The 13,948-nt window shown below is 35.7% G+C and carries 13 protein-coding genes and 1 other RNA gene; 6 read left to right on the top strand and 8 right to left on the bottom strand.

The features are described 5' to 3' along the window. Window positions 1-180 precede the first annotated feature (180 nt). Both dnaJ and KRODI_RS10085 read right to left on the bottom strand, forming a co-directional pair. The gene (gene dnaJ, locus KRODI_RS10090) at window positions 181-1,308 is read right to left on the bottom strand and encodes a molecular chaperone DnaJ (protein ID WP_013751507.1); all 1,128 of its coding nucleotides are present in this window, start codon (window positions 1,306-1,308) and stop codon (window positions 181-183) included. A gap of 89 nt (window positions 1,309-1,397) precedes the next feature. After that, entirely contained in the window at window positions 1,398-1,964 is a 567-nt protein-coding gene (locus tag KRODI_RS10085; protein ID WP_013751506.1) for a nucleotide exchange factor GrpE, read from the bottom strand. Window positions 1,965-2,393: 429 nt separating this feature from the next. Here KRODI_RS10085 and KRODI_RS10080 point away from each other — a divergent pair, with 429 nt between their 5' ends. After that, window positions 2,394-3,059: a YceI family protein gene (locus KRODI_RS10080; protein WP_013751505.1), complete on the top strand. Its 666-nt coding sequence runs from the start codon at window positions 2,394-2,396 to the stop codon at window positions 3,057-3,059. Between the two features lie 59 nt (window positions 3,060-3,118). Here KRODI_RS10080 and KRODI_RS10075 read toward each other — a convergent pair whose 3' ends face one another. After that, window positions 3,119-4,039, bottom strand: a complete 921-nt coding sequence (locus KRODI_RS10075; RefSeq protein WP_013751504.1) for a TIGR01777 family oxidoreductase — start codon at window positions 4,037-4,039, stop codon at window positions 3,119-3,121. 84 nt (window positions 4,040-4,123) lie between these two features. Next, window positions 4,124-5,329, bottom strand: a complete 1,206-nt coding sequence (locus KRODI_RS10070) for an NAD(P)-dependent oxidoreductase (RefSeq protein ID WP_013751503.1) — start codon at window positions 5,327-5,329, stop codon at window positions 4,124-4,126. Between the two features lie 124 nt (window positions 5,330-5,453). On the opposite strand from KRODI_RS10070, the gene ssrA reads away from it, so the two are divergent. Next, window positions 5,454-5,852, top strand: a transfer-messenger RNA (tmRNA) gene (ssrA, locus tag KRODI_RS15455). A 169-nt stretch (window positions 5,853-6,021) separates the two neighbouring features. Here ssrA and KRODI_RS10065 read toward each other — a convergent pair. The 3 genes from KRODI_RS10065 to KRODI_RS10055 form a co-directional block, all read right to left on the bottom strand. Beyond that, window positions 6,022-6,240: a hypothetical protein gene (locus KRODI_RS10065; protein ID WP_013751502.1), complete on the bottom strand. Its 219-nt coding sequence runs from the start codon at window positions 6,238-6,240 to the stop codon at window positions 6,022-6,024. A 364-nt stretch (window positions 6,241-6,604) separates the two neighbouring features. Next, window positions 6,605-7,264, bottom strand: coding sequence for an HAD family hydrolase (locus KRODI_RS10060; protein WP_013751500.1), 660 nt, complete (start codon window positions 7,262-7,264; stop codon window positions 6,605-6,607). 3 nt (window positions 7,265-7,267) lie between these two features. After that, window positions 7,268-8,569, bottom strand: a complete 1,302-nt coding sequence (locus KRODI_RS10055; RefSeq protein ID WP_013751499.1) for a D-arabinono-1,4-lactone oxidase — start codon at window positions 8,567-8,569, stop codon at window positions 7,268-7,270. A 426-nt stretch (window positions 8,570-8,995) separates the two neighbouring features. Between KRODI_RS10055 and KRODI_RS10050 the strand changes: the two genes are divergently transcribed. The 4 genes from KRODI_RS10050 to KRODI_RS10035 all read left to right on the top strand — a co-directional run bounded on the left by KRODI_RS10050 (window position 8,996) and on the right by KRODI_RS10035 (window position 12,958). Beyond that, on the top strand, window positions 8,996-10,636 hold the full coding sequence (locus KRODI_RS10050) for a signal transduction histidine kinase (RefSeq protein WP_013751498.1): 1,641 nt from the start codon (window positions 8,996-8,998) through the stop codon (window positions 10,634-10,636). Then, the gene (locus KRODI_RS10045; RefSeq protein WP_013751497.1) at window positions 10,636-11,301 is read left to right on the top strand and encodes a response regulator; all 666 of its coding nucleotides are present in this window, start codon (window positions 10,636-10,638) and stop codon (window positions 11,299-11,301) included. The genes KRODI_RS10050 and KRODI_RS10045 overlap by 1 nt, the downstream gene beginning before the upstream one ends. 929 nt (window positions 11,302-12,230) lie before the next feature. Then, a complete protein-coding gene (locus tag KRODI_RS10040) occupies window positions 12,231-12,593 on the top strand; it encodes a DUF6567 family protein (RefSeq protein ID WP_013751496.1) in 363 nt (120 codons plus the stop codon). Window positions 12,594-12,679: 86 nt separating this feature from the next. Continuing rightward, window positions 12,680-12,958 (top strand): hypothetical protein, encoded by a 279-nt coding sequence (locus KRODI_RS10035; RefSeq protein WP_013751495.1) that lies wholly within the window; start codon window positions 12,680-12,682, stop codon window positions 12,956-12,958. A gap of 559 nt (window positions 12,959-13,517) precedes the next feature. On the opposite strand, the gene KRODI_RS10030 is transcribed toward KRODI_RS10035, so the two are convergent. Further along, complete coding sequence (locus KRODI_RS10030; protein WP_013751494.1) at window positions 13,518-13,922, bottom strand: hypothetical protein; 405 nt, start codon at window positions 13,920-13,922, stop codon at window positions 13,518-13,520. Between the last annotated feature and the right edge of the window lie 26 nt (window positions 13,923-13,948).

Below are 13,948 nucleotides of genomic sequence, written 5' to 3'. Positions count from 1 at the left end.
ATAAAACAAGATTTACGAAACGTCCTAAAAGCAAAACCCACCCTAGACGTAAGTTCAGGATGGGAAAAAAAATTGCTATGAAAAAGAAAAATAACGTCAAACATTGTCTAACGTTATTCAAATATAAGTTTTTTTTATGAACCTAATAATTTTGGTTTCACAAAATTTGAAAGTTTCACATTATGAAAACATATCTTTAACTTTTTCAAAAAATGATTTGTCTCCAGTTTCTGGATTAGGCGTAAAATTATCATCTGTTGCCATCTTCTCAAAAAACTGCTTTTGCTCTTTATTAAGTGTCTTAGGCGTCCATACATTTACGTGTACCAATAAATCACCTTTACCGTACCCATTTATAGATGGAATACCTTTACCACGCAAGCGTAGTATCTTACCACTTTGTACACCTTCTTCTATCTTGATACGTACTTTACCAGTAACGGTATCAATCTCTTTTGATGTACCTAGCACCGCTTCGCTAATGCTAACATATAAATCTAAGTGAAGGTTATCACCTTCTCTCTGTAAGAACTCGTGATCTTTTTCTTCTATAGCTACTAATAAATCTCCTGCAATACCGTTACCTGGCGCTTCGTTACCTTTTCCAGTAACCTTAAGCTGCATCCCGTCTACCACTCCTGCAGGTATTTTGATACTTACAGTTTCCTCATCTACAATAAGACCTTGCGCATCTGCACCATCTGGACGCTTATCAATCATTTGTCCAGCTCCACCACAGGTAGTACAAGGAGCACTCGTCTGCATGCGACCTAAAATAGTGTTTTGGATTTTTGTTACTTGTCCAGCGCCATTACAAGTAGTACATGTTTTGTATGATACTCCAGCGGCTTGCTTCTTACGTTTAACTTTGATTTTTTTCTCTACGCCGTTTGCAATTTCTTCAATAGTGAGTTTTACACGAATACGTAGGTTACTTCCTTTCACTCGACGCTGACCACCGCCACCACCAAATCCAGAAAAACCACCTCCGCCGCCGCCAAAAGCACCGCCAAAAATATCTCCAAACTGACTGAAGATATCATCCATATTCATACCACCACCACCGAAGCCGCCACCGCCTCCGCCTTCAAAGGCTTGATGACCGTATTGGTCATAACGAGCACGCTTGTTATCATCACTAAGCACCTCATATGCCTCTGCAGCTTTCTTAAAGTTTGCTTCTGCAGTATCATCACCAGGGTTTTTATCTGGGTGATATTGCACCGCTTTCTTTCGGTATGCTTTTTTAATTTCGGCTGCTGTGGCTCCTTTTGAAATACCTAATATGTCGTAAAAATCTTCTTTCATAATCAAAGCTCAGCGTTACTGAGCACTCTTAATCTATTGTAATCGCAATTTGAGTTTTAATTCGAACTGCGATATAAATCGTTTTAAAATTATTGTCCCGTAACTACTTTAGGAAACCGGATGATCTTGTCTCCCAGTTTGTATCCTTTTTCTATTACGTCCACAATTTTACCTTTCAATTTCTTGTTAGGTGCTGGTATTTGAGTTATTGCCTCATGTTGATCTGCATTAAAATCATCTCCAGCTCTCACACTCATTTCTTCAAGTCCTTTAGACTTAAGCGTCTCCTTAAATTTATTGCTTATAAGCGTCATTCCTTTTACGTGGACGTCGTCTTTATCGCCTTTAAATTCATTAAGAGCACGGTCAAAATCATCTGCAACTGGAAGCATCGCTTGTATGACTTCTTGTCCAGCTGTTTTATATAACTCTATACGTTCCTTAGTAGTACGTCTTTTGTAATTCTCAAATTCGGCAAAAAGGCGTAAAAATTTATCCTTCTCCTCTGCAAGTTGATCTTGAACGATTTCTAGTTCGCTTCTTTCATCTTTTACTTCCTCAGCAGGCTCTACCGTTGCATCTTCTGCCTCGTGTACAAACTGCTCTTGAGCAGCTTCGTCTACTGTATTGTCTGGTGTTTTATCTTCTGTTGCCATAATGGTCTTAAATTCAATTTTTATTGAGGTGGCAAAAGTACTGCCAATTGTATCAAAATGTCAAAATGTCACTGGCTTTTTAAAAGTTACAGTTTTGTACATTTTCAATGTTCTAAACTATATATCTGCATTATAACAATGACTATAGTATAGTAGATACTTTACTCTGTTTTTCTATCCAATCTTTACTACTCAAGAAGAAAAATATAAGTAGCAACGAGCCTTCAAAACACACTCCTTAATAACTTAGATCAAATTACAGCGTTTGAGATAGCGCTCAGCCCTTATTCTCATTACTAATACTTAATCAAAGAGCTTGTTATAATGTTTGTTACGCTTTCGCGAAAGCGTACAACTATTTAAGATAACATTATGATAAGGGCTATGGATAAATGTTAATTTTGCAGTTCACTAAATAATATTATCAACATGAAAAAACAAATTTTAAATACACTTGCTGCTGTAGCTCTTATTGCAGGAGTAGTTTCTTGTAAAGGAGAAAAGAACGAGACAGAAGCAAAAGATGCTCAAGAAGTTGCTGTAGTAGAAGATGCTACAAAATTTAAGGTAGATGCTGCAGGCTCTACAATTGCATGGGTAGGAAGTAAGCCTACAGGAAAGCATAACGGAACTATCAACATAGAAAACGGTGTTGTAAACGTTGCAGGAGATGTTATTACTGGAACATTCCTTATTGACATGACTTCTATTACTGTAACTGACCTTGAGGCTGGTGACGGAAAAGAAAGTCTTGAAGGACACTTAAAAGGAATGGCAGAAGGAAAAGAAGATCACTTCTTTAACGTTGCAAAATATCCTACTGCTGCTTTTGAAGTAACTGGTGTTACAGAAAAAGACGGTAAAAAAATGATGCAAGGTAACCTTACTATGAGAGACCAGAAGAAGAACATTGAGTTCCCAGTATCTTACACTGTAGAAGGTGAAAATATGACACTTACAAGTGAGCCATTTACTATTGATCGTACTGATTGGGGAGTAAACTACGGATCACAATCTGTATTTGACGATTTAGGAGATAAATTTATCTCTGACGATATCGAGCTTACTGTAAATCTTAAGGCTACTAAAGCTTAAGACTTCCTTTTTATAGAGCATAAAAAAAGCCACTCTCACGAGTGGCTTTTCTTATTTTGTTAATCTAGCAAGCTTTCAATGGCTTTGTCAATTTTTGGATATTTAAATTCATACCCATCTGTCTTAATTTTAAGAGCACTTACTTTCTGACTTTCTAAAACTATTGCTGCCATGTCGCCTAGCATGAGTTTAAGTGCAAACTTAGGAACTCTAGAGATTATGAGCGGTTTACCCATAGTGTCTGCTACCACTTCTGTCAGCTTTTTATTTGTAACTGGGTGTGGTGCTACCCCATTATATATGCCAGCCAATTTATTTTTTAATATATGGAAGTAAATCCCTGCCATATCATCCACATGAATCCATGATTGCCATTGTTTTCCTGATCCTAGTGGTGCACCTGCTCCATATTTTACAGGTTGCATAATTTTAGGTAACGCTCCACTGTCTTTGTCAAGAATAATCCCCGTTCTCACACGGCTAGTAATGATATCAAGTTTTTGGAATTCCAAAGCAGCTTTTTCCCACTCTTCGACAACTTGTCCTAAAAAACCTTTAGCATATTCTGGATAAGACTCATCATACATTTTTGTAAATGAAGATGGATATCCACCTACTGCACTAGCAGATATATAATGCTTTATAGAAATAGGTTGGTTTTTAGACCGCTTTCGCGAAAGCGCACTATACAACAATCTCGCTGTTGTAGCTCTACTTTCAAAAATTGCTTTTTTATTTTCTGGTGTCCAGCGCTGCGCAATGGATGCTCCAGCAAGGTGGATGATAGTTTCTACTCCTTCAAAGCAAGCTTCGTCTAGCTCATCTGTCTTTGTATTCCAGTAAAAACCTTTATAATTAGGTGTATCCTCAATTTTATCTTTTGAGGTAGTTAGATAATGTACACTTATGCCGTCTTTATGACATAAGTCTGTGAGTGCTCGCCCTACTAATCCCGTTGCGCCTGTAATAAGAACTTTCATTATTAATTGATTGATGAACGATAAAGGTACAAAGTAGTGTTATTTATCTTTTAACACTTGTAGGAATTTAGTGTAACTTTAACGTTACTCCTTACCGTCTACATAGTCTTGAAGGTAGCTGTAACGCTCAGTGAGCTTTCCATCTTGCGTCATTCTCGCTCGATCAAGAAGTCCTGTTTTATCTCCATTAAAAAACGCTGGAATCACATGCTTTAAGAACATCTCACCAAAACCTTCACTAGCATCCTTAGGTAATTCGCACGGGAGATTATCTACAGCCATCATGGCAATCACACCATCCTTATTATAATCATCTTCTTGTTCTGTAGCAGGATTGTACCCATAAAATGGGTCTGCAATAGTAGAAGGACGAATGGTACTCGCCACTGGACCGTCTATATCGCAAGATATATCTGCAACAAGATTAATTTTAAACTCTGGATGTTTTGCATCTTCTCTAGTGAATAGATAAGGAGCTCCATCTCCATAAAAATGACCTGCTATAAAGTAATCTGTCACCTTTGTATACTTCATAAAGTCACTCTCATAGCCAGAAGGATCTTTATAAAACTCTGCTCGAGCACCCTCTGTACCATCAATACGTTTATTATACTCCAGTACGTCAATCGTACAATATACTGGCTCACTAAATTCTGCATTTAAATAAGCGTGATCTGTCACCTCCTTAATATTAAGATGATCTAAAATTTCTTGTGCTCCACGGGCAACCTTTCCGCTACCTGAAAGACAGATCTTAATAGCAGGAAGTTCAATTTTATCGAGCTCGCGCTTTACAGCATCTAGGTCTAACAACGTTTCTACCTTAGGAAGTTCAAAAAGTCCATCACGTAATCCTAATAATCTAAAACCATTATATGCTCCAACAAGTCCTGCATAACGACCAAAACCTATAAGTCGTGCTCCGTTAGCCTTTGTAATCACTTCGTGATCATACATCTCTATATTCTTATCAAGTATAGCCTTGAGTAGGTCACGGTTATATGGTTGCTTCTTAATGGTATGGCTAAAAAAGAAATATTTTTTATTAGGCACAAGCGCCTCCATAGGCACTTCTTTCACCCCAATCATCACATCTGCATCAGATACATCTTCCTCTACATCAAAGCCATTAATGGTGTAAGCCATATCTGGAAACACTCTTATATCAGATGCTTCGACTACAAAGCTTGCATCTTCAAATTGCTCTCTTGCTTCTGCCAGTTTTTCTGGAGAAAAAACAACTCTTCTATCTGGTGGATTTTTACGTTCCTTGATAATGGCAAATTTCATAGTGTGAAGTTTTGGCAGTGTCTGTAGTTGGTACAGCTTTTGCATAATATTAATAGCAAATATAAGCTTTAGTAGTATATTTGTAGTTCCGCTTTCGCGAAAGCAAGGTGGAAATTTTAATACTGGGGTCGACTGGTTTTGACAGCGAGACCAATAGTATTGTAAGCGTGTCGAGCGCTGGAAAACAGCTCGTAAATCTCATTTTTCATCTTTTTAAACGGCGAGAACAACTACGCCCTAGCTGCATAATCTGAATTATAGTAAGATTACGCCTCGGTCTACAAGGTAGACAAGCAGGAAGTCACTCGAGAGCCTTGGTTTACGGCAATCGATATAGTGACTTCGTAAAAGTAAACCTATCCCTCGTAGGGCTTTGATGCGAGAGAGACACCTAATTGAAGATAAGGGGTGCGTTGGTAGTTTCTAACCGGCAATCTCACGAAAATTTAAACAGAAACTACACACGTAGAAAGCAGTAATATTGCTTGTTTGGACGAGGGTTCGAATCCCTCCGACTCCACTGATTGAGTATCAAAACTCAATAAAAAAATCCCGTAAACATCTAGTTTACGGGATTTTTCACTTTAATCAATGTCGGTTAGCATCATCGAAATGAAATCTTACATCATATTTTACAGTGTTGATTAAAAATTCTCACTGTAGTATATTGAAATAATTGCAAATCAATAATATTATTGTTTTGATTTTTGTTCTGCGTCCTTATGAGCATTGTCTTGCACTGCATTTTCTTTATTAGAAAGTGTTTTGTTTCCAGCTTTATTAGCCTCTCCTGCATCCCGCTTAGGTTGAGATGAATCCTTGTTTTGATCTCCGTATTGATTTACGTGCTTATCCTTGTGCACACCGTGCTCTTTATTGTCAAGATTTGCTGCTCTTTTAGTATTGTCCATAATGCTTATTATATTAGTTTTTTTTTATTTTCTTCAAATTTGGAACAAACTCTTTTTTAAAAGATCGATTATTCTTTATCCAGTCATAGGTATAATAACCTAGTTGAGCGACTGTCACTATTCTGAATATTTTTCCTACTATTTTCATGTGGTCCATTTTAGTTTCACATAAATTTAATTGGACACTAATATAATTTAAGCTGGATTATGACATTTTAACTAGCAACCGTTAAAGACCTCTAAATGATTCACCTACAGCGCTGTCAATTTAAGTTTTATTAAAGAAAAATGATACAGTATTGAAAACGACCTAGCTCAAAGACAGTCATAATTTTCAAGTTCTCATGATGAGAGCTTCTATTAACTAAGAAGCTATAAGCTTATCAATAGTTCCTATCGCATCAAACAGTGAATTAAATTGATAATTAGTTTGACTAATGATATTTTCAGAAACTACACAATGTGATTGTATGTAAACAGATTTCATACCTGAATTTAAAGCTGCTTGTAAGCCTAGCTCACTATCCTCAAAGATGTAAATATCTTTAAAGTCAGCGGGTTCTATATTTAAACTATTTGCCAACTTTAAATAAGGTTCTGGATTAGGTTTTGGATTTACATAATCTTCATAGCCGTACATCACAAGTACTTCAAACTTCCAGAATTTTATACAGTCTTTTACAAAATCACTGCTTGCATTACTGGCTATACCATAGGGTATATTGCGCTTTTTCAGATATTCAAAAAGCTTTCCTACACCACTATAATGTTCTACTTCATTAATATGCTCAGTTAGATAATTGTTTTTAACTTTTAGTAGCTCCTCGGCTTGAGAGTGACTTCCAAATTTTTCACACAATATCTCTGATATGATTATTGGTGATGCGCCAGATTTAATATCACCAGAAGTTATTACTACAGTAGCATCCAGCACCTCGTTTACAGCAAACTGCCAAGAGGCAAAATGTATGTGCTTACTATAAGCTATCACTCCATCAAAATCAAATAATACTCCTTTAACCATTGATTATAATTTTTCTGAGAAAATAGAAGCTAAATACTTGTTTAAAAACTTGTTTGTAGGATCCATAGACTTACGTAAATCTTTAAAATCATTCCACTTTGGGTAGAGTTTAGTTAGCTCTGGATCTTTAGCGGCAAAGCGCTTTCCCCAATGTGGTCTTCCTCCATATTTAAGAAAAATGTCTTCTACCGTTTTAAATGCTTCATAACTATCTGCACTAGATGCATCTCTTGAAACGCAACCCATCGTTACCGTTTTTCTTTTGTAAGCATTACTCAACCAGCTATCATCACTATCTACAAAACGCACATCCATAGGTATGTGGATGAATGATTTATTTTTAAAACTATTTATAGTTTCTGACAGTTCTTTAAGTAATGATGGGAATTTTTCAAAATCAACTGTCCACTCCGCAAGCTCAAGAGTTGATCCTCTAGATTTTGTAACTGTAGCCTGGTATAAATTTCCTTTATGTTCTTTCCTACTTTTAAAAAATCGCTTGTAGAGAATTTTATTTGCAAAGTAAATGGTCCAAGGAGCTGTCTTAGTCAGCTGATATAAAAATTTTGAGGCCTTTCTTCTATTTTTTAAATATGCAGGTCCTAGATCTTCTTCGACATGTTGGTCTTTCGGAATCTTCTTCCCCTTTATCACATAACCCATCCCTGTATGAGGAAGCCATAATATTCTTAAGAAATCATGATTAGACAAATAGCTACTTAGATTCTTAGTCCATGTAGCATCACTCTCGGGTTCTTCAATCAGATGTAGTGTGTATGATTCCTCACATTGCAGTGTAATGGTAGAGAAAGCACCTAGAACTCCCAGAGATACTCTCACGGCATCCATGAGCATATCATCTTCATTAATCACTTGGATTGTACCATCTGCTTGGATGAGTCTACAACTTGTCATATATGACGAGATAAGTCCTCCATTAGTCCCATGTGTACCAGTTGCTAAGGCTCCACCTAACGTAATAGTGTTGATGTCTGGCAGACAAGGAATACACCAATCTAAACTCTCTATTTTTTCTAGAAGGTCTTTAAGTTCAATTCCAGATTGGACAGTTATTTTTTTAGATGCTTTATCAATACCAATTATCTGATTATAATTTTTGATATTTATAAGTGTGTCAGTCCCAGCAGCAATATCTGACGACGATTGTTTAGAACCGTAAAATCTAACATTCTCAGCGTTCTTGATGGCATCCGCAAATTCTTCTTCTGTAGTAACGTCATAGCTATTAGTAAATGAATGTTTTACATTTTCATTCCAGCTAATCCAAGTATTCTCTTTCTTCAATTTTTTTATTGCAAAGTTATATTGAATTTTAACAAATTACTATCGTAATTGAACCTTTAATTAGCGCTAACAAATCATTAAAGATAATTTTACATTAAGGTGATATAACTTAATTTCTCTGTACTATCTATTGAGTTAGTTTACATATCATTAATCTCGTCCGTTCGTAGTATTTCTAATGATTCATAGTGTACCGTGAATCCCATCGCTTCGTTTTTAATTAAAAAATTTATACGACATCTCCACATTGAACTCCATAACTCCTAAAACCTCGTACCAGCCTGAGGCGGAATCTTTACATTAAACTAAACTATCATTGTTAGATACACTATGGCATACGCTTTCGCGAAAGCGTAACCATCCACATCAATATTTTTTACTTACAAACCCGTAATTCCCACTTACAAAATATAATATCTTTGAGGGATGCAGAAATCTACTATTACAACCCTACTTGTATTTCTAGTGCTCACGCTTTGTAGTATTTGGACAACACCACTTTCTGGACAGACACCCATAGATAGCACTCAGCATTACTATAGAGTTATTGGCTACCCACAAAACACGGAGGATGTAACAGCAGGTATTAATTACTTCAAGCGCCAACTTGAAAATCATAAAAACGATAAAGCCCGCAATAACTATTACTCTGAGCTTATATCCTTAGGATATTTTAATAATGGTGACATTTTTGAGAGCGAAAAAGCCACCATCAACCTTTTAAAAGATATTCCTGTAACAGATACACAAACCATCGTTCGTCTCAGAAATAGACTGGGTAGGTTGCACAGAAGTCTTAACAATCTGCCACTAGCTCTAGAAAACTACCAGCAAGCACTGGCGATGGCTACAAAAAAGGAAGATAGTATTACCATTTCAAATAACATCGCCACCATTTATATGGAGCGCTCATCTTATGAGAAAGCGGCTCAAGTCTTAAGTCCCTTTATGAAGGATACAGACCGCATAGAAGATAACAACATACTGACCACTATATATGACAACTATGGGTATAGTATTACTCAAATAGGTGATTTCAAGGGTGAGGCATTGATGCTAGAAGCGCTAGCTATTAATGAAAAAAGCAGAAATATAACGGGAAGTTTTTCGACAAATAGACATCTAGCATACTACTACCATCAGCAAGGCAAAGAAGCACTAGCAAGAAAACATGCTCGTCTAGCAAAAGATATTGCTTATAAACTCAATAATCCTAGATATAAACTAGAAGCCCTCGGACTGGCAATTGATATAGGCACAACAGCAAATGCCGATGTTTTTAAGAAACTATCAGACAGTTTATACAAAGTGCAAACTCTTCAAGAAAATAAATATGCAGCTCAAAAGTATGAATACGCCACGTTCCAAACGCAAGCAAAGGAAAGCGAGCTCATAGCACAGCAGGAGAAGGTTAATAAAACACGCTACCAGTTCTTAGCTTTATTTATTATGGTAATCACGGTAGGTATTATTATCTTCCTTTCATTACGCAATAAAAGAAAGCGCCTTGAACAAGTATATATGACAGAAACAAAAATCTCAAAGAGATTACATGACGAAGTTGCAAATGATGTTTACAAACTAATCTCACAAGTGCAAACTAATACATACAATGAAAGTCACTTACTAGATAATCTAGAGCATATTTATAGTAGAACTCGAGATATATCTAGAGAAAATAGTTTTATTGAGACAGAAGAATCTTTCCACATAACCTTACGTGATTTGTTATCAAGTTATAAAACTCCATCTCTCAACATTATCACAAAAGGTATCGACAAGGTAGATTGGAATCAAATTCCAAAAGTACACAAGACTACTATTTATAGGATTTTACAAGAGTTAATTACAAATACTAATAAACATAGTAAAGCATCTATAGCCTTTGTTGAGATTTCAAAAGAGGGTAAGAAACTGCATATTCTGTATAAGGATAATGGTATAGGCGGTGCTATAAATTCTAAAAATGGTTTGCTTAATGCGGAATCCCGTATAGAAGCTTTAAAAGGAACAATTACTTTTGAAAGTAAGTCTAACCAAGGTTTTAAAGCACAGATCAACATATAATGTTTCAAAAAGTAATTATAGCAGACGATTTAGGAAGTATCAATGAAGGTGTACAACACATTCTCACTACCTATCAAATACCTTACATAAAACAAGTTCAATATTGTGATGAGGCATATAAACTCATTAAAAAAGCAGAAATGGACGGTAAATCCTATGACCTCATAATTTCTGATCTTTCATTTGTAGCAGACCACCGTAAGCAACAATTTCCATCTGGAGATGATCTTGCAGCTGCTTTAAAGAAAGAACATCCTGAGCTCAAGATTATCATTTACACTGTAGAAGATCGCTTCCAGCGTGTGAGACAGCTGTATAATGATACGGGTGTAGATGCCTTTGTATGCAAAGGACGAGAAGGGATCTCCGATCTTAAAGAGGCAATCACAACCGTTTTTAATGGAGAGCGTTATATCTCTCCACGTGTTGCTATGGCGATGTCTGACAATGCAGATTTACAAATAGACGAGTACGATATCACCCTCATGCGATTACTCTCTTACGGTTATTCTCATGATGAAATAAGTAAAGAACTCGTGGCTCTTAACGAGTCTCCATCGAGTCTAAGTGCAATTGAGAAAAAAATGAGCAAACTTAAAATTCAGTTTAGGGCAAATAATGCTGTTCATCTAGTTGCATTAGTAAAGGATTTAGGTATTATTTAAATGTATTTCATAAAAAAATCACCTATATGCGGTTTCCCGTAACGTTATTATTATAAAACCTTGTAATCTTACCACGACTTAAAATCATGGGGGGCTTTAAGTCAAGGATTGTTTGTAGAGGATGTTCATTTGAGCATCCTCTATTTTTTTATAAAAAGCTGATAACCAATTACTAATAAAAAATCAAATGTTAAAAAATAAAATAATATGCTCAAATAAAGGAAATCCGTAAAACACCTATCTAAAAATCACGTATCCTTGTCATGGCTTAGTTGCTAGGGGTTTCTAGGCCAAATTTGTTTGTACAGGGTATCCGCTTGGGTACCCTTTTTTATTTACAATACTAGTGTCCTTTTCGGATTCGCTTTCGCAAAAGTTAAAAATGAAAAAAAACGCCCAAATAAAGGAAACCCGTAAAAGACTTGTTTAAAAATCATGTATTCTTGTCTTGGCTTAGTTGCTAGGGGTTTCTAAGTCAAGATTATTTGCATTGGGCACCCACTTGGGTGCCTTTTTGTTTTAATTACACACCTAAGAAGTCCGCTTTCGCGAAAGAAAAACAAAACCCAATATATTTATATTTTTTTTAGACTACCTATTGACTGAAAAAATAAAAATGAACTCAATGCGGTTTCCCGTACGCCATCTTTTTGTAAAGTTCGTATACTTGTCACGGCTTAGTTGCTAGGGGTTTCTAAGTCGGGATTGTTTGTAAAGGGTTTCCATCTGGAGACCCTTTTTTTTACAGAATTTGTTAAATATCAAAAGAGTAATAAAGATACTTCTCTAAAAAAACCAATAAATCTACCAGAATGAGGTTGCCCGTAAAAAAGTCTGCTTTGATAAAATTATGTTTGCCACACACTGTCGGAACAAGCCGAAAAAAGACACTAAACAGGAGTAGGTAATACCTAAGATCAAGATTATTTATGAAAAAAATGTACCTTTTACTAGCACTAGTTGCTCTGTTAATGACAAGTTGTGCTTCACACTTTGGCTTACCAAAAAACTACAACCAGAACACTACAGAAGTTGTTCTTACAAAGAAGAACTTCAAAGTTGTAAAAATGGTAAAAGGAGAAGCAGAAGCTACTTATATTTTTGGAATAGGCGGACTAGCAAAAAACGGTCTCGTAGCCGAAGCAAAGGCAAAAATGCTTTCAGGAGCAGGAATGGATGGAGCTGCAAGAAGCGTAGTAAATGAGGTGGTAGAAGTAAAAACTTCTGGTTTCTTATTTGTGAGCAAATACAAAGTGATTGTTTCTGCTCAAATTATTGAGTTTGTAGAGTAGTTTATATCTTTATTAATAGATTTGGATTGTGATGTAAATTACAATCCAAATCTATTTTAACTTATACTCCATTTCAAATTAATACTATGGAAAGCAAAAATCAAACGTATGGCCTTTCGGCAGAAAATCCAGTAATGGTAACAAGCGTAGCTATGTCTTATTCATACCTTGATAAATTAATTACTGTCCATAAAGACTTAAGTTATCGTCGTATTAAAAGTACGTTTTCGTCCTTTGTAAATGGTGTTCTAGATAAATATGAAATATTATTAAACCACGAGCATTACTCCTTTCTCTTTATCTACCCTTATGCCGAAGAAGATAAATTCGCTATGGCCGAAACTTTTGAGACATTAAGAAATTAAAAGTAACATTAATTTCATACCTCTATTCTACAACAGAGACACCTACCTTAGTTTAATTATCATGGCTTTCATTTATCATAATTAGTCTAAAACCCATCCCATTTTCGCGAAAGCGAACCTCAACACGCTCTTTTTTCTGTCTTTTCTATTCTCATCAAAAATGAGCAAGCTCAAAACTTTAGAGCCACAGTTATTAATTTTGTGTATTTTATCGATTAATTGTGCATTTCATAGAATGCGCTCGGCTCATCATTTCAAAAATGATGGAGAAGATCATGTATAGCTAATTTAGCAGTGCAGAATGACTTACTTACCTAGCATAGCGAGTGTTACTCGAAGATCTAGTACAGAAAAAGAAGTATGATTATCCCCGCAGAGAAGATGTTTTTATAGATTGTTTATTAGATTGAATTCCCCCAAATTTTCAATTTGGTTTTGAGTAATGATTTGTTACCATACTTAATTTAACCTCATTGTTTTGCAAAGGCTATCCACAAGGATAGCCTTTTGCGATTTATAGGAAATCGTAAAGCAAGTAAATAAGTTGTAATCTTTGAAATTACTTGATGGTAGATTTATTCAAGCGTATAAATACCCATCCAAAGAAGAGCATAAAAAGAAAGTCATTAAGACCATAGATGCTATAAAATACTCCAGCAAGTGCGTCTTGCTCGTATACTGTAGTAATTGAATGGCTCGTAAACCACTGTAGGTATACAATCACGTATGCAAATTTCTCAATCGTAAATACCGCAATAAGCCATGGTACAGACGCATAGCTTTTAGAAACAGCTATATACCCAAGTCCCCATAAAACAATTGCTATAAGCCCAAAATAGCCCATTACTTCTGGCTGTGTATCCATCATTACTTGATTTGTAAATCCTTTAGATAATAGTAGCACACCAAGTACATTAGATAGGCCAGCTATTACAAATAGCTTAGAAATAGTTTTTGCACTCATAAATTATTGTATAAACACGGATTAAA

Source organism: Dokdonia sp. 4H-3-7-5, from assembly GCF_000212355.1.
Taxonomy (GTDB): Bacteria; Bacteroidota; Bacteroidia; order Flavobacteriales; family Flavobacteriaceae; genus Dokdonia.
Note: the sequence above shows the minus strand (reverse complement) of the source record. Positions and strands in the feature narration are given on the sequence as shown.